General features: G+C 52.2%; 18 protein-coding genes, 5 tRNA genes and 2 pseudogenes. 11 read left to right on the forward strand and 14 right to left on the reverse strand.

Features of this window, described 5'->3' with window-relative positions; genetic code table 11:
* Nucleotides 1-5 precede the first annotated feature (5 nt).
* The 5 genes from HP572_RS12130 to HP572_RS12150 all read left to right on the forward strand — a co-directional run bounded on the left by HP572_RS12130 (nucleotide 6) and on the right by HP572_RS12150 (nucleotide 4,944).
* Entirely contained in the window at nucleotides 6-128 is a 123-nt protein-coding gene (locus tag HP572_RS12130; RefSeq protein WP_010310409.1) for a GpE family phage tail protein, read from the forward strand.
* A complete protein-coding gene (locus HP572_RS12135; RefSeq protein ID WP_240583318.1) occupies nucleotides 121-3,003 on the forward strand; it encodes a phage tail tape measure protein in 2,883 nt (960 codons plus the stop codon). Before HP572_RS12130 ends, HP572_RS12135 begins: the two co-directional genes overlap by 8 nt.
* Complete coding sequence (locus tag HP572_RS12140; RefSeq protein WP_240583319.1) at nucleotides 3,000-3,485, forward strand: phage tail protein; 486 nt, start codon at nucleotides 3,000-3,002, stop codon at nucleotides 3,483-3,485. Before HP572_RS12135 ends, HP572_RS12140 begins: the two co-directional genes overlap by 4 nt.
* On the forward strand, nucleotides 3,482-4,645 hold the full coding sequence (locus HP572_RS12145) for a phage late control D family protein (RefSeq protein WP_240583320.1): 1,164 nt from the start codon (nucleotides 3,482-3,484) through the stop codon (nucleotides 4,643-4,645). The genes HP572_RS12140 and HP572_RS12145 overlap by 4 nt, the downstream gene beginning before the upstream one ends.
* 80 nt (nucleotides 4,646-4,725) lie before the next feature.
* Nucleotides 4,726-4,944 carry a DNA-binding transcriptional regulator gene (locus HP572_RS12150; protein ID WP_240583321.1) on the forward strand — a complete coding sequence of 73 codons (219 nt, stop codon included), beginning with the start codon at nucleotides 4,726-4,728 and terminating at the stop codon, nucleotides 4,942-4,944.
* A gap of 211 nt (nucleotides 4,945-5,155) precedes the next feature.
* On the opposite strand, the gene HP572_RS12155 is transcribed toward HP572_RS12150, so the two are convergent.
* The 6 genes from HP572_RS12155 to uvrY form a co-directional block, all read right to left on the reverse strand.
* Nucleotides 5,156-5,242 (reverse strand) — tRNA-Leu (locus tag HP572_RS12155).
* 8 nt (nucleotides 5,243-5,250) lie between these two features.
* Nucleotides 5,251-5,324: transfer RNA gene (locus HP572_RS12160), tRNA-Cys, on the reverse strand.
* Between the two features lie 51 nt (nucleotides 5,325-5,375).
* Nucleotides 5,376-5,451: transfer RNA gene (locus tag HP572_RS12165), tRNA-Gly, on the reverse strand.
* A gap of 139 nt (nucleotides 5,452-5,590) precedes the next feature.
* The gene (gene pgsA, locus HP572_RS12170; protein WP_095699951.1) at nucleotides 5,591-6,139 is read right to left on the reverse strand and encodes a CDP-diacylglycerol--glycerol-3-phosphate 3-phosphatidyltransferase; all 549 of its coding nucleotides are present in this window, start codon (nucleotides 6,137-6,139) and stop codon (nucleotides 5,591-5,593) included.
* A 58-nt stretch (nucleotides 6,140-6,197) separates the two neighbouring features.
* Nucleotides 6,198-8,030 carry an excinuclease ABC subunit UvrC gene (gene uvrC, locus HP572_RS12175; protein WP_240583322.1) on the reverse strand — a complete coding sequence of 611 codons (1,833 nt, stop codon included), beginning with the start codon at nucleotides 8,028-8,030 and terminating at the stop codon, nucleotides 6,198-6,200.
* Nucleotides 8,023-8,679 (reverse strand): UvrY/SirA/GacA family response regulator transcription factor, encoded by a 657-nt coding sequence (gene uvrY / locus HP572_RS12180; RefSeq protein ID WP_205549748.1) that lies wholly within the window; start codon nucleotides 8,677-8,679, stop codon nucleotides 8,023-8,025. Before uvrY ends, uvrC begins: the two co-directional genes overlap by 8 nt.
* Before the next feature lie 643 nt (nucleotides 8,680-9,322).
* Here uvrY and HP572_RS12185 point away from each other — a divergent pair.
* On the forward strand, nucleotides 9,323-9,547 hold the full coding sequence (locus HP572_RS12185; RefSeq protein ID WP_010279363.1) for a DUF2594 family protein: 225 nt from the start codon (nucleotides 9,323-9,325) through the stop codon (nucleotides 9,545-9,547).
* Between the two features lie 93 nt (nucleotides 9,548-9,640).
* Here HP572_RS12185 and HP572_RS12190 read toward each other — a convergent pair whose 3' ends face one another.
* Nucleotides 9,641-9,928 carry a hypothetical protein gene (locus HP572_RS12190; RefSeq protein WP_014915937.1) on the reverse strand — a complete coding sequence of 96 codons (288 nt, stop codon included), beginning with the start codon at nucleotides 9,926-9,928 and terminating at the stop codon, nucleotides 9,641-9,643.
* A 465-nt stretch (nucleotides 9,929-10,393) separates the two neighbouring features.
* Nucleotides 10,394-10,469: transfer RNA gene (locus HP572_RS12195), tRNA-Lys, on the reverse strand.
* Nucleotides 10,470-10,805: 336 nt separating this feature from the next.
* Here HP572_RS12195 and cycA point away from each other — a divergent pair.
* Entirely contained in the window at nucleotides 10,806-12,218 is a 1,413-nt protein-coding gene (gene cycA, locus HP572_RS12200) for a D-serine/D-alanine/glycine transporter (RefSeq protein ID WP_039285737.1), read from the forward strand.
* Nucleotides 12,219-12,389: 171 nt separating this feature from the next.
* Here cycA and iraP read toward each other — a convergent pair whose 3' ends face one another.
* A complete protein-coding gene (iraP, locus tag HP572_RS12205; protein ID WP_205549752.1) occupies nucleotides 12,390-12,656 on the reverse strand; it encodes an anti-adapter protein IraP in 267 nt (88 codons plus the stop codon).
* Nucleotides 12,657-13,049: 393 nt separating this feature from the next.
* A pseudogene (locus HP572_RS12210) lies at nucleotides 13,050-13,319 on the reverse strand (LysR family transcriptional regulator); the annotation flags it as partial.
* Between the two features lie 379 nt (nucleotides 13,320-13,698).
* Between HP572_RS12210 and HP572_RS12215 the strand changes: the two are divergent.
* Together HP572_RS12215 and HP572_RS12220 are read left to right on the forward strand one after the other, a co-directional pair.
* Nucleotides 13,699-13,775: transfer RNA gene (locus HP572_RS12215), tRNA-Asn, on the forward strand.
* Nucleotides 13,776-14,181: 406 nt separating this feature from the next.
* A pseudogene (locus HP572_RS12220) lies at nucleotides 14,182-15,370 on the forward strand (CocE/NonD family hydrolase).
* Nucleotides 15,371-15,440: 70 nt separating this feature from the next.
* On the opposite strand, the gene HP572_RS12225 reads toward HP572_RS12220, so the two are convergent.
* The 4 genes from HP572_RS12225 to HP572_RS12240 form a co-directional block, all read right to left on the reverse strand.
* Nucleotides 15,441-16,688, reverse strand: coding sequence for a multidrug effflux MFS transporter (locus HP572_RS12225; protein WP_240585750.1), 1,248 nt, complete (start codon nucleotides 16,686-16,688; stop codon nucleotides 15,441-15,443).
* A 111-nt stretch (nucleotides 16,689-16,799) separates the two neighbouring features.
* Nucleotides 16,800-19,889 (reverse strand): efflux RND transporter permease subunit, encoded by a 3,090-nt coding sequence (locus HP572_RS12230; protein WP_240583323.1) that lies wholly within the window; start codon nucleotides 19,887-19,889, stop codon nucleotides 16,800-16,802.
* Entirely contained in the window at nucleotides 19,886-20,995 is a 1,110-nt protein-coding gene (locus HP572_RS12235; protein ID WP_240583324.1) for an efflux RND transporter periplasmic adaptor subunit, read from the reverse strand. The genes HP572_RS12230 and HP572_RS12235 overlap by 4 nt, the downstream gene beginning before the upstream one ends.
* A 92-nt stretch (nucleotides 20,996-21,087) precedes the next feature.
* Nucleotides 21,088-21,702, reverse strand: a complete 615-nt coding sequence (locus HP572_RS12240) for a TetR/AcrR family transcriptional regulator (protein WP_240583325.1) — start codon at nucleotides 21,700-21,702, stop codon at nucleotides 21,088-21,090.
* An 86-nt stretch (nucleotides 21,703-21,788) separates the two neighbouring features.
* Between HP572_RS12240 and HP572_RS12245 the strand changes: the two genes are divergently transcribed.
* On the forward strand, nucleotides 21,789-23,261 hold the full coding sequence (locus HP572_RS12245) for an efflux transporter outer membrane subunit (RefSeq protein ID WP_240583326.1): 1,473 nt from the start codon (nucleotides 21,789-21,791) through the stop codon (nucleotides 23,259-23,261).
* Nucleotides 23,262-23,580: 319 nt separating this feature from the next.
* The gene (locus HP572_RS12250; RefSeq protein WP_240583327.1) at nucleotides 23,581-24,885 is read left to right on the forward strand and encodes a lytic murein transglycosylase; all 1,305 of its coding nucleotides are present in this window, start codon (nucleotides 23,581-23,583) and stop codon (nucleotides 24,883-24,885) included.
* The last annotated feature ends 68 nt before the right edge of the window (nucleotides 24,886-24,953 follow it).

Here is a 24,953-nt window from a genome sequence, read left to right on the forward strand (position 1 = left end):
AGCTGATGGCGGATATCGCGGTAATTTTTCACTGGCCGCCATCGGAGCTGTACCCGATGACCCTCACCGAGTTGATCCTGTGGCGCGACAAAGCGCTGAAACGCAGCGGACACCATAACAATGAGTAACACTCTACAGTTAAGCGTTTTGCTGAAAGCCGTGGACAGGGCAACCCGCCCGTTTAAAGCGGTGCAAACCGCCAGTAAAAAACTGTCGGGCGATATCCGTGATTCACAGACCCAGCTCAAAGAGCTGAACGCACAGGCCGGACGTATCGATGGTTTTCGCAAGACAAAAAACCAGCTAGGCGAAACAGGCGCAGCACTCCAGCAGGCACAGGCGAAAGCCGCCAAGCTGTCGGCCGCGCTGCGCAATAGCGAAAACCCCACCAAACGGCAGGCGCAGGCGCTGGAGCGGGCGAAACATCAGGCCGCCACGTTAAAAACCGAGTACGTGGCGCTGCGCCAGTCGGTACAGCGCCAGCGTACCGAGTTAGCGCAGGCAGGCGTCAGCACGCGCAACCTGTCCGGCGAGGAGCGCAAATTACGCAACAACATATCTCAAACAACGACGCAGCTTGACCAGCAACGCGCCGCGCTTTCCCGCGTCAGTCAGCAACAGGAAAAACTGAATGCGGTCAGAAAGCGCTACGAGAAAGGCAAGGAAATCACCGCAGGCGTGCGGAATACCAGTGCGACGGCATTTGCTGCCGGGTCAGCGGCGCTGTATGCAGAAAGCCGCCTGATTGCGCCGTCGGTACAGGCCGACGGACACGGGGCGCGCATCGCGGCACAGACGGGCGGGAATGCCAAAGACGGCGAACAGTACACCCGCGTTATCAAAGAGGTTAACGCCTCGGGTGTGAGTAATGACCTCAACCAGATAGCGGATGCCGTGGCCGCCGTGCGCAGCACGCTGGGGGCGATGGGCGACGTCGGGGAAACCGAGCTGGCGCGGATATCGCGGAAGGCGCTGGACATACAAACGGCGCTCGGCGGCGACGCAACCGAGAGTATCCAGATCGCCGCGATCATGATGAAAAACGGCCTCGCGAAAAACAGCGACGAGGCGTTTGATTTGATGGTATCCGGGATGCAGCGCGTGTCGGCGCAGATGCGCGGCGAACTGCCGGAAATCCTGCACGAATATTCGACCCACTTCCGCAACATGGGATTCAGCGGATCGGAAGCCATGACTCTGTTAGTGGACATGGCGCAGCAAGGCAAGTTCGCCCTGGACAAGACAGGCGACGCGGTTAAAGAGTTCTCGATCCGTGGGTCGGACATGTCCAAAGCCAGCATTGAAGCCTATGACGCCGCCGGACTCAATGCCGCCAAAATGTCTACCGCGATTGCCAGCGGCGGCGATAAGGCGCGGGTCGCGATGCAGAAAACCGCCAACGGGCTGCTGAAAATTAAAGATCCGGCAGAACGGGCAAATGCCGCTATCGCGCTGTTTGGTACGCCGATTGAAGACCTGTCGATTGACCAGATACCGAAATTTCTGTCAGCGCTGGCCGGAGCCGAAAACAAGCTCGGTGATGTGTCCGGGGCGGCTGACCGCATGGGCGATACCCTGCGCGATAACCTTGAGGGGGATATCGGGCGGCTACAAGGCGCGATGGCCAGCCTGCGCTTTAACCTGTTCAATGACGATGACGGCGCGCTGCGCAAACTGACGCAGGCCGCGACGGAATGGTTAAATCGTGTCAATGAATGGGTCAAGGCTAACCCGGAGCTAACGCGGCAGATAGTGATGGTGGGTGGCGCTGCCACGGCATTAATTACGGTGCTGGGCGGGATCGGGCTGGTTGCGTGGCCTGTCATGAGCGGGATTAACGCATTAATTGGCGGAGCGGGTTTACTGAGTGCCGGATTACGGTTTGCCGGAACACGCGGCATTACGCCGCTGTCAGGAGGATTAAACCGCCTCGGCGGGATGATCGGCTGGCTGGCAAAGTCGCCGCTGATGCTGCTACGTGCCGGAGCCTCTGCGCTGACCTCGGTATTCGGGGCGGTCAGTAACCCGCTGGCCGTGATCCGGGGTGCAATGTCGGGGTTTGGTCGGGTGCTGATGTGGCTGTTTACGTCACCGCTGGCACTGCTGCGCACCGGGATTACGCTGATTGGTAGTGCGTTAGGCTTGCTGCTGTCACCCGTCGGGCTGGCCGTCGCGGCGATTGTCGGCGGTGCGCTGCTTATCTGGAAATACTGGGAGCCGATTCAGGCATTTATCGGCGGCGTGGTTGAGGGATTTGTTGCGGCCAGTGCGCCTATTATTGCGGCGTTTGAGCCGCTCCAGCCTGTCTTTACGTGGATTGGTGACAAAATCCGGGCGCTGTTTGGCTGGTTCGGCGATCTGCTGAATCCGGTCAAATCCACTGCCGCCGAGCTGGACGGTGCGGCCAGCATGGGTAAACGGTTTGGTGAGGCACTGGCTAACGGGCTTAACATCATCATGAACCCGCTGGAGTCGCTGAAAAAAGGCGTGTCGTGGTTGCTGGAAAAGCTGGGGCTGGTTGACGATAAATCGAAGAAACTGCCGACGGCCGAAAATATTATACCGCCGAAGGAGGCCGCAGCGCTAAAGGTGGGGGTCAGCGCTGCACCAACACCGCAAGGCAACGACGCAAAGGCCATTGCTGCCCGATACAGCGGCGCATATGACAACGGCGGACGCATCCCTCTAGGGGAATTTGCTGTTGTTGGTGAACATGGCCCGGAAATCGTTGAGGGGCCGGTCAATGTCACCAGCCGTAAAAAAACGGCGGCGATGGCCTCTGCTGCCATGAACATGTCCGCCTATCGCCCGATAGCGCCAACGGTTCAGGCCAGCGCGACATCATCCCCGATCAGCATTCACGCGCCAATTAGCATTGTTGCCCAACCCGGCCAGAGTGCGCAGGACATCGCGAAGGAAGTCACACGCCAGCTTGAGCAGCGGGAACGGGCGGCACGGTCACGCGCATTCAGTCAGTACAGTTATCAGGGAGGCGAATTATGATGCTCACATTAGGGCTGTTTGTGTTCCAGCTCCAGACCCTGCCCTACCAGAACATGCAGCGCAACGTTGATTACCGCTGGCCGTCAAACAGCCGCGTCGGTCAGCGTCCGGCGTTGCAGTTCCTGGGCATTGAAGACGAAAAAATCACATTGTCGGGGGAGCTGATGCCGGAAATCACAGGCGGCACGTTGTCATTGTTGATGCTGGAGACGATGGCCGATCAGGGGCGTGCATGGCCGCTGATTGAGGGCAGCGGCACCATTTACGGCGTGTTTGTGGTGAACAGTATCAGCCAGACGAAAACCGATTTTTTCCCTGATGGCCGCGCCCGGCGGATTGAGTTCACCATCACGCTGACCCGCGTTGACTCGTCGCTGTCTGCGATGCTGGGCGATTTACGCCAGCAGGCGGAGGGATTGATCGGCAGCGCCGGGGAAATGGCTAACCGGGCGCAATCCGCCCTCGGGGGGTTATTCGCATGATTAACCCGCTGAACGTTCGCGCAGGCAGTAAAACTGCCCCGGCGTACCTGCTGCACCTCAATGAGCAGGACATTACAACCGCTATCAGTCCGCGCCTGCTATCACTGAGCCTGACGGATAACCGAGGCTTTGAGGCCGACCAGCTCGACATCGAGCTGGACGACAGCGACGGGCTGTTGCAGTTACCCCGGCGGGGCGCGGTGCTGTCGGTGTTTTTGGGCTGGGAAGGTGAAGCGCTGATCGGTAAAGGTGATTTTACGGTGGATGAAATAGAGCACCGTGGCACGCCGGATACGCTGACCATCCGGGCGCGGAGTGCCGATTTTCGCGGGTCGCTGAACTCCCGGCGTGAGCTGTCGTATCACGATACGACGCTGGGGGCGATTGTTGAACAGGTGGCGAAGCGTAACAACCTTGCGCCGATGCTGGCCGACGGATTCGCCGGGATAAAAATTCCGCACATCGACCAGACGCAGGAAACCGACGCGGTATTTATTACCCGGCTGGCTGAGCGCAACGGGGCAATCGTAGCGATCAAAGCCGGGCGTTTGCTGTTTATCCGTCCCGGAACGGGGAAGACGGCCAGCGGCAAGCCCATCCCGCAGCAGATTATTGAACGCAGCGACGGCGATCAGCACAGTTTTAGTCTGGCTGACCGGGGCGCGTACACAGGCGTAACAGCAAGCTGGCTGCATACCAAAGAGCCGCAACCTGAAAAGCCGAAAACGGTAAAGGTAAAGCGTCAGAAAAAAGTGTTATTGCATCAGGGAGCACAACCACAGAAGCCTCACCCTAAAGCGAAAAAGGCAAAGAAGGAGCTAGAAGCCCGTGAGGGGGATTATCTGGTTGGCACCGATGAAAACGTGCTGGCGCTGACCACGGTTTTTGCGACCAAAGCACAGGCCATGCGTGCCGCACAGGCAAAGTGGGACAAGCTACAGCGTGGTGTCGCGGAGTTTTCTATTACGCTGGCAATGGGACGCGCCGACCTGTTCCCGGAAACGCCTGTTCAGGTGAGCGGATTCAAACAGGTGATCGACGAACAGGAATGGACAATCTCAAAAGTGACGCATTCACTGAGTAATTCAGGGTTCGTTACCGCGCTGGAATTGGAGGTGCTGCTGTCTGATGTTGAGTATGAGGGAAGTGAACAGGCTTAAAATCAATTTTTTGAACAAAATTCCATTATTTGAATTAAATGGTAATATTAGATAGAAAAAAGCCAGTTAAGGATAAGATTATGATGCATTGCCCACTCTGCCGACATGCTGCCCATGCTCGTTCAAGCCGCTACTTAAGCGAATCCACTAAAGAACGTTATCACCAATGTACAAACATCAATTGCGGCCATACGTTTGTTACGCTTGAAAGCGTCACTCGCTCAATCGTTCAACCTGGGAAGATAGATCCAGTTACACCCCACCCTGCTTCTAATAAGCAATTCCAGATGTGGGTATAATCAGTAAAAATGAATAATTAGTAAAAGACAGGCCTTAATAAATAACTCATCCTTTAATCATAAGAATGACCATTTATCATAAGCTCAAAATAAGCGTCGCCACTCTGCCGCCATTTTGCCGCCACTTGCCATTTTTCAGGCACAAAAAAACCGCCTTTCGGCGGTCTACGACATTGCACATAAGTGCTTGTTTTAATTCGTGTTAAATCAATGGTGCCCGGGGCGGGACTTGAACCCGCACAGCGCGAACGCCGAGGGATTTTAAATCCCTTGTGTCTACCGATTTCACCACCCGGGCTTAAATATTGGAGGCGCGTTCCGGAGTCGAACCGGACTAGACGGATTTGCAATCCGCTACATAACCGCTTTGTTAACGCGCCAAAATATTCAGGTCTTAGTGACCAACATCCGCAATTGCCGATGTTTTAAATTGGAGCGGGAAACGAGACTCGAACTCGCGACCCCGACCTTGGCAAGGTCGTGCTCTACCAACTGAGCTATTCCCGCAACACAGAACTCACTGATTCTCTTAACTTCTTACAAACCAGCGTTGCTGTTGATGCGGTGCATTCTACTGACCTGACGCAATGAGTCAATAAAATTATCAAGCAACCGCGTTCGTTTGCTGGTTTTTACGGCGCTTCGATCAAGGTTCAAGCAGATCGTGTCTCGCGGCGTTCAAATATTGAAACATGGACCAGAAAGTCAGTACGGCGGCGATGTACAACGCCACAACACCAATGCCTTCAACAATACTTTCCGGGCGCCATAGCAAAGCAAAAAGCGCCATCATCTGAGCCGTGGTTTTAACCTTCCCTATCCACGACACGGCAACGCTACTTCTCTTACCAATTTCAGCCATCCACTCGCGCAATGCTGAAATGATGATTTCCCGCGCGATCATTGTCGCGGCAGGCAGTGTAATCCACCAGGAGTGATAATATTCCGCAACTAGCACCAACGCGACAGCTACCATCACTTTATCCGCAACAGGATCGAGGAAGGCACCAAAACGCGTGGTCTGTTTCCAGCGGCGGGCGAGGAAACCATCAAACCAATCCGTCACGGCAGCAAACACGAAAATCAACGCGCAGAGCAGCGGTGCCCAGACGAATGGAAGATAAAACGCCAGCACGAAAAACGGAATAAGAGCAACACGAAACAGGGTAAGCAACGTCGGTATATTAAATTGCATAGCGCTTAGGTAACTATCTGGCTGGAGTGGATACTAAGAGTATGTTGCAACATTGTCCCTAGTGTTTCAATGCATGGAAGATTTTTTCTGCCAATGCATGCGAAATTCCTGGAACATTTGCAATCTCCTCAATACTGGCATTCATCAAAGGTTGCAGCCCTCCCATGTATTTCAACAGGGTTTGACGCCGTTTAGGCCCGACACCTTCGATAAGCTCCAGCGTACTGGTATTTCTTACTTTTGCTCTCTTCTTACGATGTCCGCCAATGGCATGGTCATGCGAATCATCGCGAATATGCTGGATAACGTGCAATGCGGGAGAATCAGGCGGTAGTGCCATGCCCTCGCCCGTCGACTCAAAAAACAGCGTTTCCAGCCCAGCTTTACGATCGCTACCTTTCGCGACACCAAGTAGCAGAGGCTTGTTTTTATCCCACGATACTTGCAGCGAGTCAAACACGTCCTGAGCCTGGCCAAGCTGTCCTTTTCCGCCATCGATCACAATGACATCCGGTATTTTGCTGTCATCCAGCGCTTTACCATATCGACGTCGGAGAACTTGCGCCATGGCGGCATAGTCATCACCTGGCGTAATGCCACTGATATTATAGCGGCGATATTCCGAACGTAGCGGACCATTGGCATCAAATACTACGCAGGATGCCACAGTCTGTTCACCCATCGTATGACTGATATCAAAACACTCCATCCGATGGATTTCTGGCAACTGCAAAACGTCAGCTAACGCCGCCAGTCGCTGGTGAATGGTGGACTGCTGAGACAATTTTGTGACCAGCGCCGTGGCAGCATTTGTCCGCGCCAGTTTTAAATAACGAGCACGATCGCCGCGGGGTTTCGTTTGAATCTGTACTTTTCTTCCCGCAACTGCCGTTAGAGACTCCGTCAGCAAATCCTTATCGGGCAGAGTGAAGTCGAGCAGAATTTCTGTAGGAAGCGTTCGGCCTAAGCTTCCCTGCAAATAGAATTGCCCGACAAAAGTCTGCACGACCTCCCCCAATTCCGTACCGCCAGGTACTTTGGGGAAATAGCTCCGGCTGCCAAGCACTTTTCCCTGTCGGATGAAAAGGACATAGACGCAGGCCATGCCAGCATCAAAGGCAACACTGATAACATCCAGATCTTCGCCGTCGCCGGAAACAAATTGTTTTTCCGTCACCCGCCGAACCGCCTGGATCTGATCGCGTATCCGCGCTGCCTCTTCAAAATGCAGATCGCGACTGGCCGCTTCCATCCGGGAAATAAGTTGAGTCAGTACTTGCTGGTCTTTGCCAGACAAAAACAGGCGAACATAGTCAACCTGCTGTTGATAATCTTCTTCGCTCACCAAACCGCTAACGCAAGGCCCGAGACAGCGACCAATTTGATATTGCAGGCAAGGACGAGAGCGATTGCGATAGACGCTATTTTCACACTGGCGCACCGGAAACAGCTTTTGCAGCAATATTAGCGTTTCACGCACGGCATTGCCGTTGGGAAATGGGCCGAAATATTCGCCCTTCGCATGCTTAGCGCCACGGTGAACAGCCAAACGTGGATGTGCATCACCGCTCAGGAAAATCATGGGGTAGGATTTATCGTCGCGCAACAAGACGTTATAACGCGGCTGATAAAGCTTGATGTAGTTGTGTTCCAGCAGTAAGGCTTCAGTTTCTGTATGCGTGATCGTGACATCAATATGCTTGATGCTTTTGACTAATGCCTCGGTTTTACGGCTGGCGACTTGACTGCGGAAATAGCTGGCAAGTCGTTTTTTTAAGTCTTTTGCCTTACCGACGTAGATGACCGTATTACCGGCGTCATACATCCGGTAGACACCAGGCTGGCTCGTTACCGTTTTTAAAAATGCCGAAGCATCGAAACTCTCACTCACTACTTAACAATGTCTCCGCGGTAAAAAGCCCATGCTTGATAGCCAGATGCGTCAACTCTACATCGCCGCTGATATTCAGCTTGCTGAACATACGGTAGCGATAGCTGTTCACGGTTTTAGGGCTAAGATTAAGCTGATCTGAAATTTCAGTCACTTTCTGCCCCTTCGTTATCATTAGCATAATCTGTAATTCGCGTTCAGACAAACACTCAAGCGGCGCATCCGTCTGCGGCTCCAACTGGCTTAATGCCATCTGTTGAGCAATATCGGAAGCAATATACCGTTTACCAGCATGTACAGCGCGAATGGCGGAGATCACTTCCTGAGGGGCAGCAGCTTTACTCACATATCCCGCGGCACCGGCCTGCATCACTTTAGCAGGCAGCGGATTCTCAGTATAAATAGTGAGCATGATGACTTTTATATCTGGCGTAAAACGCAGGATCTTGCGCGTTGCTTCAAGCCCACCGATGCCCGGCATGCTCATGTCCATCAGGACAACATCTACATCATTGCTTCGGCACCACTTGACAGCATCTTCACCGCAGCATGCTTCACCAACCACTTTCAGACCTTTGATATCGTCAAGAATGCGTCGTATCCCTGCCCGCACCAGTTCATGGTCATCAACAAGAAAAACGCTAATCAAAGAATAATTCTCCAAAAAAGGGAGTAACACTTACATAAAAAGTTGCTTGCAGGTGATACTACGTTGGTTTCAAAAAATAATGAACACAGGTTTATATGAATATGTATTTTAAAATATGCCGAGAAGGAATAAAGCGCATTCCCGATCATAACAATATATCGTTAACCTGATGGTGTATGTTGATCACATTCTTAACATTTCAAATACGCCACACAGTATAAACACGTCGCTGGCACAAAATGTATAAAAAACAATGCAAATCAAATGGCATGCAATTGGCTTTACATCTTGAATGTCAATAAAAAGTCACTATTGTAATCAGGATGTGGTTAGAAATTTTATCATCGTCTGCCACGATATTATACAAATAATATATTCAGTGAAAAACGTCCATAGTGAACATCATATGTATTAAACAAAACACATCTATAGCCTTTATCATCCAAAAACAGCCAAAATATAGACGCTATTTAAATAAGTTAAATGCATAAAAAACAGTCACTAAAATGGCTTTATCCGCGAATAATATCAATCCACAATATGCTTTATGTTATACTCTCGTCCATCTGGTTCTGCCTGTCGCGTCAGCGGTAACGCCCGCAGCAGGCGAAGGAAAACATCTTTTTCTTGTTGAGGACAAAACATGAGCAACGCAGATTTTTCTACTGCTGCATCCGCTGAAACACTGGCCCATGAGGTTACCTGCCTGAAGGCTATGGTTACGCTGTTATTAAAAGCAATCGGCCAGGCAGATGCCGGTAAAGTTATCATCAATATGGAAAGATATATTGCTCAATTGGAAGATGCCGAGCAAGCCGCTGTCTTTGATAACACGATTAAACAAATCAAAACCAGCTACCGTAAATAGCACTATTTGCTACACCGCCATCTTAATAATTTGATCTGGCGGTGTAGTGATATTTAGCATTGCCTTCCTGATTTAAAAAATAGAGACGCTCGTCTATTTATTTCCGATGCTGATGAGTTTCAAAAGCAGTGCCTCTTCTTTCTTTTTATAAAGCGTTAATTCCATCACCAACGCTTTATCCAGGAACTGTTTTCTGGAAAGTGCTTTTCTTTCATCAACCAGTTCCCTCAGCTCAGTGAAGCATTCATTTATTTTGTACTCTTTTGAACTTTCCGTACAAATTATCTCATGGATTGCCTGGCTCAGTTCAGACAATGAGATAACCGATTTTGGATCCTGGTGACTTTTTTCTATGACAGCCAGTAATTTTTCGAATCCCATATGAACCTCCGAAATCAAGCAGAAACTTGCTTATGGCTAACCAGGAAACTCCAGCTACCTCTAAACGCCGCCCCAGTGGATATGAACACAACCCTGTGCAAACAACTCGTCACATCATAAACGATTTGTCAACGATTCCATCTGTTAAGCATAGCACCTTCTCGCCACTCTTCAGGACGTATGAAGCACATTCTCGACATCAAAAGTGATAACGTTCAGCGATATCATCAGACACCTTATGTATCCACCGGGCATGACAGCAGAATATCAATAAAACATGATCGAAAAAATCACGGCTATTAAGCAAGGTAATGTGTTATGAAAGTAAAAAAATAGAATAAAGTGGGGAGAGCTAATGCAGAAAATACGGTTAACATTAAGAATGGATATAATTAAAAATAAATTAACCAAGGAAAACAAAAATAATAACAAATTGAAACTAATATTATAACTCATTGAAATTGTTGGTGGGTCGTGCAGGGTTCGAACCTGCGACCAATTGATTAAGAGTCAACTGCTCTACCAACTGAGCTAACGACCCAACGGTGAGGATTATTCTCCTCCCCGGCGTGCCTGTCAAACACTTCATATTAATTTTTTATGCGTGATAATAGGATTGTTAGCGATTGGTAATTTTGTTAACCTGCTCAGCCTATTTATCTCTGCCTCTCATTACTTTATATCCTCTTCATTTTAGGGCGAAAAACATACAGCATCATCTTACATCATTAGCTGCCCTCTTTATGCCTGGCTATCTCCGACATCCGCTGTAATAAGTACTGCGGTTGCGCTATCTTATTCGTTTCGATTTTCGTAAACGAGAGCCGCCAAAGAGCTCAAAAAAACATCACAGACAGAAACAGGAAAGTGTACTTACATGGTCGAACAATCAAAAGAAGCCGCAGACCTTGCCTCTGAACAGGGAGAGGGACTGCAACGGAATCTGACTAATCGTCATATTCAGCTCATCGCCATCGGCGGAGCGATCGGTACTGGGCTATTTATGGGCTCGGGCAAAACAATCAGCATGGCGGGTCCTTCGATCATCTTCGTTTATATGATCATTGGCTTTATGCTGTTTTTTGTCATGCGCGCAATGGGAGAACTATTACTCTCTAACCTCAACTATAAGTCATTCAGCGATTTCGCTGCTGACCTCCTTGGGCCATGGGCGGGTTTCTTTACCGGCTGGACTTATTGGTTCTGCTGGGTCGTAACCGGGATCGCTGATGTCGTAGCCATTAGTGCCTACTCGCAGTTCTGGTTCCCTGATTTATCGCAGTGGGTCTCTTCGCTGCTTTGCGTTCTGCTATTACTGACGCTAAATCTGGCCACCGTGAAGCTGTTTGGCGAGATGGAATTCTGGTTCGCGATGATCAAAATTGTCGCTATCGTTGCGTTAATCGTGGTCGGTGTCGCGCTGGTGATGATGCAATTCTCTTCCCCATCAGGAAACGTCGCCTCCTTTACCAACCTCTGGAATGACGGTGGTATGTTCCCTAAAGGGATAAGCGGATTCTTTGCCGGATTCCAGATCGCCGTATTCGCATTTGTCGGTATCGAGCTGGTGGGTACCACTGCCGCTGAAACTAAAAATCCGAAAGTCGTCCTGCCCCGCGCAATTAACGCCATCCCGATTCGCATCATCATGTTTTATGTTTTTGCGTTAATTATGATTATGTCCGTCACCCCTTGGGGCGCAATTACGGCGGATCGCAGTCCTTTCGTGGAAATGTTCGTACTGGTTGGCCTACCTGCTGCCGCCAGTATGATCAACTTTGTCGTACTGACGTCTGCGGCATCCTCGGCTAATAGCGGCGTATTCTCCACCAGCCGCATGCTCTTTGGCCTGGCGAAACAAGGCGATGCACCGAAAAGTTTCGGCGTGCTCTCTAAACGCGCGGTTCCTTCGACTGGGTTGATGTTTTCCTGTATTTGTTTGCTTTCAGGCGTGGTGCTGATCTACCTGATTCCGAACGTGATGACGGTCTTTACACTGGTGACCACCGTCTCCGCGATTTTATTCATGTTCATCTGGAGCATCATCCTGTGCTCTTACCTGACATACCGTAAAAAGCGCCCTCAGCTACATGCAGAGTCATCCTATAAAATGCCATTGGGTATTTTCATGTGCTGGATATGCCTGGCCTTTTTCGCTTTTGTGATTGTACTGTTAACATTACAGCCAGATACACGGCAGGCGCTTATTGTCACGCCGCTGTGGTTTATCGTTCTGGCGATTGCTTATCAGTTTATTCGTCGGAAAAAGCAGGCTGTTGATGTGAAGTAAAAGGGATAAACGCAAGAAAGGCGCGGACAACCGTCGGCGCCTTCAATTTTTTTCAGCAAAATCACGCATAGCACAAGTATTCTCTATTATTGGATATAAACAATTCTCAATTGGATATGCGAAAATTAATATGCGAACAATTAATGTCGTCACCATTGATATATAAGAAAGTTATTCCCGTAATGAAACGGTTGTGATTCGATTGATGTTTTTTGCCAATAGTTCGAGAGCTAAGTAATTATGTTCATCCTGCCGCTGTGAAGCACCAGCAACGACACCTTCTATTTTTCTATTTAATTCATTGATTTTACTGTCATCAAGTGTTGAAACAATAGCAGAAATCAGCATCTCTAACGATTCAATCTTCGCGTTAAGCGCTTTTTCTCCAACTTCTTTTTCTGCCAGCTTTATTAAAAGATGAGAGAGGATATTATTCATTTGAACTCCTTAATCAAAAAAATAACCGTCATACACCCATAAGGCAACACCTGTTCTTGGTGCACAGGATTAGAGAAAACATAACGAAGATTAATGTAACACTGTGGATGGCCTGACCGCTAGTGTCTATTATCATTTTAAGGAAATCATATTCACACAGCAGCAATAAAATGAAGTTGCAGATAAATAAACCAAATAAATAAAAAAACTAAAAAACCATTTTATTTTTAAGAACAAAAATCCCTGCTATGAGGAAGATCGATAATGCTATGAGTTGTGATGTTCTTCACAAAAAAATAAGAAAGAGCACCATTTTGATCGAACATCTGACACAAAAATCTGATTAGTAGCCAGCCATCGGGAAATGGCTGGCCCTATGGCTAACGCTTACGCACTCATTGATTGCCGTGCGCCACTCACCGCATCCTTTGCCTGTTCGCACTGTGACAATATCGTCTGTGCATGAGAATAAAGAATTTTCCCCGCCTCGGTAGGCGTCACACCACGCCGACTCCGTACCAGCAGCTGTTTTTCGAGTTCACTCTCCAGCGTCGCGACCTGCTGGCTCAGCGCCGGTTGTGCAATATGCAACAACTCAGCAGCCTGTGTCAGGCTACCGATATCAACGATTTTCACAAAATACTTGAGCCGTCTAAGATTCATGTCTGCCTCCTGAGTAGTTACTCTAAAGAGGTAGCAAAAAGCGCGCCATATTATGTTTCTATGCCTAAGAAAAAGTGATACCTCATTGATAAGCCACAGGTAAAATAAGGAAAAGCAATGATTCTGCTAACCAAAACACCTGATTTTGTCTGGGAAACCCGTCAGCAAGCCAACACCAACCTGCACCATCTTAAAGCAACCCCTGCTATTTTAGAGTGCAAACCTGCCCGCTAACCAATGTATTTCATTGCTTTCCAGTGCTCAACTTGAGCAATAATTTCAATATGTTGGTTATTAGTTCGGCAATCAAACGCACCAAGCGATAACAGCCTTTGACAACCCGAAACGCTCCCGCTATTATCCATCGCACTTAACCGATTCCTCTTGTAGTTCAGTCGGTAGAACGGCGGACTGTTAATCCGTATGTCACTGGTTCGAGTCCAGTCAGAGGAGCCAAATTTAGAAAATCCCGCTTAAGGAAACTTAAGCGGGATTTTTGTTTTTATCACTTTATTCAATACCTTCACATGCAAACGTCTTCCCGACGCACATTTCGTTTTCCCTCTGCATCGGGAGAATCTGGTGGTCAGATTTGGGGTCACGTTGGTTCGATGACGGAGTGACCCCCAAAGATCTCTTAACGACTTTCTCGTAACAACTGTCTCATAACAACGCGAAATCTCACGCCCCTCAAGCCTCCTGATAACTCCTTAAAACTCCCCGACTCACACGGCCTATGCCTTTAATTTAAACCACTGCTCAATAGACCTTCTGTTGCCGTTGAGACAGGAATGAATACCTGATATTCATCCGGCAGTTTTGAATGAAAAGACCTCATCAAACACCAGCCAAGGTAACAAAAATGCGACATCACTCTATAGCCAGCTTTACCAGAGTAACCGTCATTACTGCATTGTTTGGTCTCACCTTTTCCTCCATCGCCGCACCACCGAATGTTTCACTACAACATGCTTCACTACAACACCAGCAATTCGACGGCCTGATCAGAGAGCCGCTTTCGTTGCAGGTCACGCTGGATAATGGCCAGCCCGCCATACTCGATGCATTTGTCACGCGGCCAGTCAGCCAGACAACGCTCCCCGTGGTGATAATCACGAATGGGACCGTGGGTACTGCCGAATTTGATCGCTGGGAAATGAACCCAAACCGCGCATCGTCGACCGCGCTTGCCTTTGCACGCCACGGTTATGCTGCGGTTACCGTTCTGCGGGAGGGATACGGTTATTCAAGCGGCGGGGCTGAGTATTTAGGCGGTTCCTGTAAGCAGCCGCTGCATAAGCTGGCTGGTGAAAAAGACACCCGAGATATGCTGGCGGCGCTTGCGGCAATAAGACGCCAGCCCTGGGCCTCGCCGGATAAAGCGGTGCTGGCCGGTATGTCAGCAGGTGGCTTTGCCGTGCTGGCAACCAGCGCGGTTAATCCACCCGGCGTTCAGGCTATCATCAATTTTGACGGAGGTCGGGGTTCCATCGACGGTAAATCCCTTTGTGATAGATCCGGCCTGATTAACACATTCACCACGTATGGCCTCACGGCTCACATCCCTTCTCTGTGGCTCTATTCCAGCAATGATCAATCGTTCAGCCCGGAAATGGGCAGAGCCTTTTCTGAGGCCTATCGCAGCGGTGGAGGTAAAGCGGAATTTATTGAAATGCCTGCTTTTGGCAAAAATGGACACGTCTTTATGGATACCGCTCCAGAAAGTTTCTGGTGGAAAACCGTGGCTGGCTTCCTTGCGCAGCAACATTTGCCATACGAGGAAGTCGTCACCCTACCAGTAACGCACCTTGCTTCCCCCCGCAAACCTTAATAACAGCGCAGGCAAAAAGGCGTTCAGAAAATACGAAGCGGCGCGGCTTTATGAGAAAGCGTTTGCGACAGGCAAGGACGGAGCATGGGGAATGGCATATTGGGCGCGAACTGGTCGTGAGGCCGCTGCGGCAGCCGTCAAAAGCTGTGAAACATTCCAGCGCAAAGGGGCAGCCAGTTGCACGGTCTATGCCATCAATGATGAGGTTGTCGCAAAGTAGATCTGTCATGGCATCGGGAACCCCTTCGGGGGTTCCGCATCGGGTTAATCAAGCAGGTATTTTTACAGCATTACGCCTTTGAGTGCGTATTCGCTCTCGTCGATGAGCCACTGAGAAACAATATCAGTGCTATCAGACAAGCCGTCGCCTGTATACCGCCCAGCGTAGTGACCGCGGGAAACGTCAGTACCGAGCCCAGCCAGGTTGTTATCGCCGCCATTCCCATCGTCAAAAAACCAAGCAGCGCAGATGCCAAGCCCGCTTCTTTCCCGAAAGGTCCCATCGTAATGGCCGTTCCCAGTGGATTGGCTAAGCCCATTCCCCAGAGAAATACAATCATCGACAAGGTATACCCGCTCAGGCTTGGCGCTTCCGGCCCAAGCAGGAGCAAGCCCCCACCGGCTAACGCGGTAGCGAGCCCCACCGACGCAATCCTTCTCGGGCCATAACGGCGAGCCAGTCGCGGCGCGGCCATTCCGGCACCAAAGACCACGAACACGGTGGAGGCAAAATATAGCCCAGCTTGTAGTGAGGATAGACCGATTCCACTCATCAGAATCGCAGGTGCAGCCCCGAAAGAGGCAAACAAGCCGCTCATCAATAGACTCATCGACAGTGCCGGAAGGATAAATTTCCCATCAACAACCAGCTTGCCGTACGCCACGATGACGCTCGAAAGAGAGCTCGGTGCGCGACGCTCAGCGGGATGCGTTTCCCCCAGCCCGTTAGCATAGAAGACGGCGATGACAAAAGCGGCCAGCCCCACCAGTATAAAGATCGCTCGCCACCCCAATGTGATAGTCAATACGCTCCCCACCAGCGGTGAAAATCCAGGGGCCGCCGCGGTCGCGATCATCGTCAACGATAGCGCCCGCGCCAACGTTTCACCGTCAAACAGATCGCGTGCAATTGCGCGTGCTAACACTGCCGCCGCGCAGATGCCCAGCGCCTGAATCACTCTTCCAACGATCAGCGTTTCAAATGAACCAGCAAGACCACCGACTACCGTACCCACGATGAATAGCGAGAGACCGCCCAATACCAGTTTCTTGCGTCCGTAGCGGTCCGACAACGGCCCGACGACCAGTTGAGCCAACGAGAAGGTGATAAAAAAGCTGGAAAGCGTCAACCCCAGTTCACGTGCCGACGCCCCAAGCTGCTCGCCAATATCGGGAAATGCCGGAAGAATGATATTAGTAGACAGTATGCTAATAGCCGACAGGCCAGCCAATAACGCGACTATTTTTCCGGTTAATCGCGGGCCTCCGGAGGAATGGGGTTTTGCCATCATTCCAGTGGATGTACTTTCAGTACTCATGGTTACCTCAACGGCGGTGACTGGCGTGGAAATACGCTCCACGCCAGCAGGCTGGATAGCTCTCGCCACACGATGTGCTGTGTGGCGAGGGCTTGTCATACGGATTGCGGTTTATGCTGATACGGGTTTATCGACATGCGTCTGATGATCGGGGCGTATTTTGAACCAGATGGCGTACATCGCCGGCAGGAAGACCAGCGTCATGATGGTTCCCCCCAACGTGCCGCCAATCAGCGTGTACGCCAGCGTGCCCCAGAAGACGGAATGGGTAAGCGGAATAAACGCCAGAATCGCCGCCATCGCCGTCAGCAACACGGGCCGAGCTCGCTGCACCGTTGCTTCCACCACCGCATGGAACGGATCGAGCCCTTCCTTCTCGTTATGGTGGATTTGTCCGATCAGTATCAGCGTGTTACGCATCAGGATGCCCGATAGCGCGATCAGCCCGACAAGCGCATTAATACCAAACGGCTGGTTGAAGAGCAGCAGCGTTGGCACCACACCAATCAGCCCCAGCGGTGCGGTGAGGAAGACCATCACCATCGCAGACATTGAGCGCACCTGTAGGATGATGATCAACAGCGTAATGGCAATCATGATAGGAAACAGCGGTGCCATTGCTTTGGTAGCTTTTTCCGATTCTTCGATCGAGCCTGCCTGCTCAATACGGTATCCGGCGGGCAGCGTATCAATGATGGGCTGCAGTGACTTAACAATGGCCGCGGATACATCCGGTGGCTGCAACGTTTCGGCGATGTCACCACGGACGGTAATCGTCGGTGTGCGGTCCCGGCGTCGAAGCACAGGATCTTCCATTCGTACCTCGACTTCACCGATCTGCGACAATGGAATACGTTGGCCAGCAGATCCAACTAACGTAAAGCCTTCTATTTTGGCGGGATCGCGTCGAATATCCCCTGCGGCGCGCCCCACGACCTGCACAGAACGAATGTCTTCACGCACAGACGTAATCGGGACGCCAGAGAGCAGGAACTGAAGTTGCTGAGCCACCGTGCTTGATGTCAGTCCTACCGATTGCAGCCGATCCTGATCCAACGTGAAATGCAGCGTCGGCACCCGCGGGCCCCAGTCGGTATTGACCGTCCTCATCATCGGGCTAGCCTGCATCACCGATTTCACTTTATCGGCAATCTCACGCAATGTGGCAGGATCCGGCCCCATGACGCGGTAGGCAACAGGAAAAGGTGAATACGGACCAAACACCAGTTGCGTCACGCGGACACGCGCTTCGGGCGCTAGCCCGCCGGCCGCGGCTTCACGGATACGGAATTTAAGCGCCTCACGCGCTTCCTGACTGTCCGTCAGCACGACAATCTTCGCAAACGACGGGTCAGGTAACTCAGGTGCCATCGCCAAATAAAAACGCGGTGAGCCCTGCCCGATATAGGACGTGACGATTTTTGCTTCGTCCTGTTGTTTCAGCCAGTCTTCGATCTTCGCCGTCGTGATACTGGTCTGTTCAATGGACGTGCCATAAGGCATCTGCACCTCCACCAGTACTTCAGGACGATCGGACGTTGGGAAGAATTGTTTCTTGACCACCCCCATCCCGAGAATAGCCACAACAAACAAGACGATAACGGTGCTGGCAACCACCCATTTCCGCGCGATAACACGCGTCAATAAGCGGCGAAATTGGTTGTAATGGCGGGTGTCGTAGATGGCGGCATGTCCCCCCTCCACGGTTTTGATTTCCGGCAGCATCTTCACACCTAAATAAGGTGTAAAGACCACCGCAACCACCCAGGAGGCTATAAGGGCAATGCCGACTATCCAGAACATGTTGCTGGTGTACTCACCGGCGGTGGACTGCGCGAAACCGTTAGGCATGAACCCCACGGCGGTTACCAGCGTACCGGCTAGCATCGGAGCAGCCGTATGGCTCCAGGCATAGGCTGAGGCTTTGATGCGGCCATAGCCCTCCTCCATTTTCACCACCATCATCTCGATGGCAATAATGGCGTCATCCACCAACAGTCCCAGCGCCAGAATCAGCGATCCTAACGTAATGCGATCGAAGTTCTTACCGGAGGCTTCCATCACGACGAAAACAATCGCCAGCGTCAGTGGCACCGCTGCTGCGACAACAACCCCCACACGCCAGCCCATGCTGACGAAACACACCGCCATTACCACCAGCAACGCAACGAAGAATTTGATCATGAATTCATCAACGGACGAGCTGATGTTCACCGATTGATCGGTAACCTTCGACAGCGTCATCCCCAACGGCATGCCTTCATTGATCCTGGTGGTCTCCTCATCCAGCGCTTTCCCCAACGTTAAACCGTTCCACCCTTCACGCATCACCACGCCCAACAACAGCGCTGGCTCGCCTTGATTACGGACCAAAAAGGTCGCGGGATCTTCATAGCCACGGCTAACCGTCGCCACATCCGACAGTTTCAGTGTTCTGCCCTGTGCGACAATCGGCGTGTTGCGAATTTTCTCCAGCGTGTCGAAGGCGCCGTCCAAACGAAGAAAGACCTGCGGGCCGTCTGTTTCAATCGAACCAGCAGGTGTCAGTACGTTTTGGTTGTTCAGCGCAGAGAAAATGTCCTGAGGAGAAATCCCCAGCGTCGCCAGTCGGTCATGCGAAAACGATACAAAGATCCGTTCAGACTGCTCCCCGATAATATTGACCTTCTTCACGCCCGGCACATGCAACAGACGCTGACGCAACGATTCGGCATCACGAACCAGCACACGCTGGGGCTCGCCTTTCGCCTTCAGTGCAAAGAGCGCAAACGTCACATCCGAGAACTCATCGTTGACCATCGGCCCAATAACGCCCGCCGGCAAGTTTTTGGCTTCATCGCCGAGTTTTTTGCGCGCCTGATAGAATTCCTCCTGTACCTGTGAAGGAGGCGTACTATCGAGCAGCGACAGCATGGTGAAGGAGAGTCCCGGACGCGTGTAGGTTTCTGAGCGGTCGTACCACTTCAGTTCCTGCATCCGCTTTTCTAACGGTTCGGCCACCTGATCCTGCATTTCCTGAGCGGTCGCCCCCGGCCATGCGGAGATAATAGTCATCTGTTTGACGGTGAACGGTGGATCTTCTGCCCGCCCCAGTTCGAAGAACGAGATAATACCGGCCACGGTAATCAGGATAATAAGGAAGAGCGTGATGGCGCGTTCGCGTACCGCGAGCGCCGAAAGGTTGAAGCGTGGCTCACTCATGGTCGGTTCCCCGCCGTATCGGTAGCACGCGATTCTGCCATGCGGATCTCTTCGCCTTCATGCAGCAGATGCGCGCCCAAAGCCACAATCTGTTCACCGGGTTGTAGGCCGCCAGTGACTCTTGCCGTGTCATCACCCAATCCAAACACGCTGACGGGATGCCACGACACCTTCATGGGCTCCCCAGAAATACGCCACACGCCCGGCCCTTTCCCCGCATCATAAAGCGCGGCGATAGGCACCTGAAGAACCTGCTCAGATAGCTTATCTTCTGCAATATTGAGTGTGACGGTGGAACCGAGCGGCGCGTTCGCCAGCGCGCCTTCAAGGACATAGCGTGCTTCAAACGTGCGAGTCTGAGGATCGGCAGCGTCGGACAGCAGTCGCAGTTTCACGGGAATAGCGGGATTACCAGAGCCGTATCGCATCGCCATGGCTTCGCTCCCGACCACGGGGCGTAGCGTCTCAGGCAAATGTACGACGGCCTCCCGTTGCCCCGCACGCGCCAGCCGGATAACAGGCTGCCCGGCACTAACCACCTGCCCCGGTTCAGCCAGCGTATCGACCACCACGCCATCGGCTTCAGCCATCAAAACGGCATACCCCGTCGCATTGCGTGCCACATCGGCCTGAGCCTGCGCGGCGCTCAGCTCCGCTTTCGCCGTTTCGGCCGCCGCCTTGATCTGATCGTACGCTGACGCGGAGATGGCACCTGCGGCAACCAGACCACGATAGCGTGCTTCATCATCGGTAGCCTGTTTGGCACGCGCCCGCGCAGCGGTAACCGCCTGCTGTTGGGCTTGAGCTTGTAAACTGAGATCGACGGGGTCCAAACGCATCAAAGGCTGACCACGTTTGACGCTTTCACCGGTATCGACCAAGCGTTCAAGTATTTTGCCTTGCACCCGAAAACCAAGGTCGCTTTGAATGCGAGCGACGACGACGCCAGTAAACGAGCGCGACGTCTCGGCGGCACTCACCACGGTAGCCGTTCTCACTAAAGGAGGCTGATTGCGTGGATCGTCAATATTGGTAGCGTCGCCGCACGCCACCAGGGCGAGAGGCAACAGGCAAACAGCAAGAGTGGTGGATTTGAGCCGAAGCATGGGTTCCCTTCTTAAATGAGCAGGACAGAAACCGCATTCTCCAACTAGTGACCAATATTGTCAATGGTCACTTTTTTAAGATGCTAAACGCCTTAAGGTGACAGGCTACGCAATATCAACGACGACAGTAACACCGCAGCTGACGCCGCCTCATCCAGGTTGTATTGCAGTTGAGCGGGAACGATATAAGGGCGCATGACCAGATAGACGGCATCCGCCGCCTCATCCAGTGGCGTCTTGCGTTCGAACTCACCGGACTGCCGTCCCTCCAGAAGAATTTGCTGAATAAGCTGGCGTAGTCTTTCTTCATGTGCCGCTGCCGAAGGCCACCGATCGCGGCTGGCGACAGCAGCAATATCGTATAGCTTACGATCGTGAAAAAATAAGTCACTGCCCGCTTCCGTCAAGGATCTAAACAGGCGTCTTAGTTTTTCTGACGCCGTTGGTGCATCGGCAATCGCTGAATTGACAATATCCATAATCATCGCCAACCGGCTGGCACAGATCACTTCGCCAATCGCCTGCTTGGAATCAAAAAATTTGTAGATATATGCCTTAGAAAAACCAATCGCCTTGGCTAAATCGGACACGGTTGTCTTTTCATATCCAAAGTGTCCGAAGTGCGCTTTGGCCGCTTCCACAACCTGATCTCGAACGCTATGGTCCAACGGCCCGCGTGGGGGATGTGTATTCGTATGTTTAGTCATTTTTGAAGCTTAGCTCACCGAGCCCTGATTGACAACAAGTGACCAATTGGTAATATGGTCACCACTTTTTGACTCAAGGAATTCCTATGTTATCCCTCCGTACCCTTTCCTTGGTTGTGACCACGAGCTTAATGGCAGGTTGCGCCGTTGGGCCGGATTATCACCGCCCAGATGCGCCGCTATCGGCGCGTTATCAAACGCAATCCGCCGCAGAACGATCTGTCACAAAGGCAGGGAACGCGACTCAGGCTGCCGACGTGGCGGTCTGGTGGGAAAGTTTCAATGATCCCTTACTGAGCGAGTTAGTTTCAAGTGCGCTCGCACAGAATCTTGATTTAGCCCAGGCGTCCGCACGCATGAGTCAGGCACAAGCTGGGCTTGGCGCAGCAACGGCGGCTTTGCTGCCATCGGGCAATATCAGCGGACAAGGCACCCGCGCCTATCAGTCGATTGAAACGCCACAGGGCCGGTTGCTTAACGCGGTTCCTGGCTATAATCGCTACGGCAATGCCTATGAAGCCGACCTTAATGCCAGTTGGGAGCTTGATGTATTCGGTGGCCTGAGACGCGGCCGTCAGGCGGCACTGGCTGACTATCAGGCTTCCGAAGCAGGCGTCGCGGCCACACGTCTGGCCGTCGCCGCTCAGACTGCCGATATCTATATCACTCTGCGCGGCTTACAAACGCGTCTGGCGATCGCCACTAGACAGGTCAATACGCAGCAAGAACTACTGGATAAAGTACAGTTACTTCACAGCAAAGGACTGGCTCCCGAGTATCAGGTACGCCAGACCGAAGGGGAATTGGCGCAGGTTCAGGCCACCGTGCCGGTTCTCCAGACAGGGCTTGATGCCGCGATGAACGCATTAGACGTTATGCTCGGCACACCTCCCGGCACCCATCGAGCCCAGCTTTCCACCTCACAGGCCATTCCACAGCCTCCGACGCTCATCGCAACAGGGACACCCGCAGATTTGCTGCGCCGCAGACCCGATATTATCGTGGCCGAACGCCATCTCGCAGCATCCAACGCCCGCATCGGGGTCGCCATCAGCGAGTACTATCCTAAATTCTCACTCAGCGCCTTACTCGGCAGCGCAACATCGGTGTCGAGCGGCAATCTGTTCTCCAACGGTGCCAGCCAATCGGCGGGCGTATTAGGACTGCGCTGGCGACTCTTCGACTTCGGCCGGATTAACGCCCAGATCGATCAGGCGAAAGGACAGGAAGCCGAAGCGCTGGCGGCTTACCGCCTGTCGGTACTCCGTGCGACTGAAGATGTTGAGAACGCCTTCTCGGCTTTGGTCAATCGCGAGACGCAGGCAGCAACATTAACCGCCGGTGAGACCGCGTTAGCCAGCGCGCGGCAGTCATCTTTCATCGCCTATCAGAAAGGAACGAGCAGCCTGATTGACGTCCTTCACGCCGATGAAACCCTGCTACAAACCTCCGATGCCAGAGCTCAGGCGCAAACCGAATCAGCACGAGCGGCCGTTGCCACATTCAAGGCACTCGGCGGCGGCTGGCAGCCTCCAGAAACCACAGCGAAAGCGCAATAAGATACGCACGAACCTGAGGGTGGACGCCGCAAGACCAAACCGAGTGTCGCGGCGGAGAGCAAAGCCAGCGGCAATATACCGTTACGAAAACAGAAGTAATGCTTACGGATGAGTGTGGTTAGTGACACTTGTATCAATGGTTGTCTGTATATTCTGACGTGTTGCTGCACTATTACTTTAAGAGAGGTTGCACGATTTCATGGTGGTGCCCGACAACGGTGATTCGGTAGTGACGTTACGGGCCTGCTTTCGACACGCATCTGTACCCTACATCACTCGCGTTGCGGTGTGATGGGTATCTCTCTTATGGAACAGTCACATGGTCAATAACAGAACGCAGGCATCATCCATGCTGGTGATGTCGAGAGTCATGGTGTTGATGATCGGTTCCGGTGTGTTGAGTGCATGCGCTCACACGCCTCATGAATGCAAGGATATTAGCGGGTTACTACAATCGCACGGCGTCACTGACACGTCCACGGGTCTTCCCACGCCCGACAAAAGCACGGAGCAATGGAAAGCGGAGCTGCGCCAGGCGGCGCTTTCTCAGGGAATCACGGCGGAGACCTTTGATAAGGCGTTTGCCGGCCTGACACCGGACAGCGACGTGGTGGCGGCCACGCAAAAACAGCCTGAGTTGGTCACCCCCGTGTGGACCTATCTTGAACAGCGGGTCACGCCGGAAAATATTACGCAGGGGAAAACGCTGCTTAAGCAATACGCGGACGTCGTTACGCGCATCAATCAGCGCTATCAGGTGGATCCGCCACTGCTGTTCGCCTTCCTCTCCATTGAAAGTCATTATGGTGCCAATACCGGTAACAAAGCGGTCATCCGCTCACTGGCCACGCTGGATTACTACAATTATCGGAGGGCGTTTAACCGGCAGAACCTGATTGCGGCGCTGCGTATGATTCAAAACGGCAATGCACGGCCAGAGCAGATAAAAGGATCCTGGGCCGGCGCCATGGGGATGCCTCAGTTTATACCGACCTCTTACTTGCAATACGCCGTTGATTTTGATGGCGATCGCCACCCTGATATCTGGACTTCTTTCCCAGACACGCTGGCGTCGGTGGCAAACTATATGCAGCAGGCTAAATGGAAGGCGGGCGTTCCCTGGGGGGTTGAAGTGAATCTGCCCAGCGGTTTTGATTATTCCCTTTCCGGTATGGATAACCAGAAAACCGTCGCTGACTGGCAGGCGCTCGGGGTAAAAACCGCGGAGCCCAGAGATCTAACATCGCTGTCTTCGGAGAAAGCCTCGATATTGCTGCCGGTCGGGAAGAATGGCCCGGCGTTTCTGGTGACGGGTAATTTCCGCGCCATTCTGCGGTATAACAATGACGTGTCCTATGCGCTGACTGTCGGCTTGCTGTCGGATAACTACCAGCGCGATACGCCGGTACGCAAACCCTGGCCGCATCAGGAAACGCCGTTAACACGCAAAGAACGCGAGGCGCTGCAAATTCTGCTACAGGAAAAGCAGCTCTATCAGGGCGCAATTGACGGCAACATTGGCCGTGGCACCACGCAGGCGATCCGCACCTACCAGCAACAGGAAGGGTTACCGCCGGATGGCTACCCCGACCATGCCTTGCTTGACAGGCTGCGCTGTCAGTAAACACCGTGAAAACAGGTAGAATTTATGGAACATCTGTTCGGAACAGACAGGTGTTCCCTCCTCCCTCT

Source organism: Pectobacterium sp. PL64 (assembly GCF_022477975.1).
GTDB lineage: Bacteria > Pseudomonadota > Gammaproteobacteria > Enterobacterales > Enterobacteriaceae > Pectobacterium > Pectobacterium jejuense.

Bases quoted from the DNA above. Each gene is read 5' to 3' on its own strand.
- HP572_RS12225 (WP_240585750.1), bottom strand. From the start codon at position 16,688: ATGAGTACTGAAAGTACATCCACTGGAATGATGGCAAAACCCCATTCC.
- HP572_RS12140 (WP_240583319.1), top strand. From the start codon at position 3,000: ATGATGCTCACATTAGGGCTGTTTGTGTTCCAGCTCCAGACCCTGCCC.
- HP572_RS12230 (WP_240583323.1), bottom strand. From the start codon at position 19,889: ATGAGTGAGCCACGCTTCAACCTTTCGGCGCTCGCGGTACGCGAACGC.
- HP572_RS12245 (WP_240583326.1), top strand. From the start codon at position 21,789: ATGTTATCCCTCCGTACCCTTTCCTTGGTTGTGACCACGAGCTTAATG.
- iraP (WP_205549752.1), bottom strand. From the start codon at position 12,656: ATGAATAATATCCTCTCTCATCTTTTAATAAAGCTGGCAGAAAAAGAA.
- HP572_RS12250 (WP_240583327.1), top strand. From the start codon at position 23,581: ATGGTCAATAACAGAACGCAGGCATCATCCATGCTGGTGATGTCGAGA.
- HP572_RS12185 (WP_010279363.1), top strand. From the start codon at position 9,323: ATGAGCAACGCAGATTTTTCTACTGCTGCATCCGCTGAAACACTGGCC.
- HP572_RS12130 (WP_010310409.1), top strand. From the start codon at position 6: ATGGCGGATATCGCGGTAATTTTTCACTGGCCGCCATCGGAGCTGTAC.
- HP572_RS12150 (WP_240583321.1), top strand. From the start codon at position 4,726: ATGATGCATTGCCCACTCTGCCGACATGCTGCCCATGCTCGTTCAAGC.
- cycA (WP_039285737.1), top strand. From the start codon at position 10,806: ATGGTCGAACAATCAAAAGAAGCCGCAGACCTTGCCTCTGAACAGGGA.
- HP572_RS12190 (WP_014915937.1), bottom strand. From the start codon at position 9,928: ATGGGATTCGAAAAATTACTGGCTGTCATAGAAAAAAGTCACCAGGAT.
- HP572_RS12235 (WP_240583324.1), bottom strand. From the start codon at position 20,995: ATGCTTCGGCTCAAATCCACCACTCTTGCTGTTTGCCTGTTGCCTCTC.
- HP572_RS12240 (WP_240583325.1), bottom strand. From the start codon at position 21,702: ATGACTAAACATACGAATACACATCCCCCACGCGGGCCGTTGGACCAT.
- HP572_RS12135 (WP_240583318.1), top strand. From the start codon at position 121: ATGAGTAACACTCTACAGTTAAGCGTTTTGCTGAAAGCCGTGGACAGG.
- HP572_RS12145 (WP_240583320.1), top strand. From the start codon at position 3,482: ATGATTAACCCGCTGAACGTTCGCGCAGGCAGTAAAACTGCCCCGGCG.
- pgsA (WP_095699951.1), bottom strand. From the start codon at position 6,139: ATGCAATTTAATATACCGACGTTGCTTACCCTGTTTCGTGTTGCTCTT.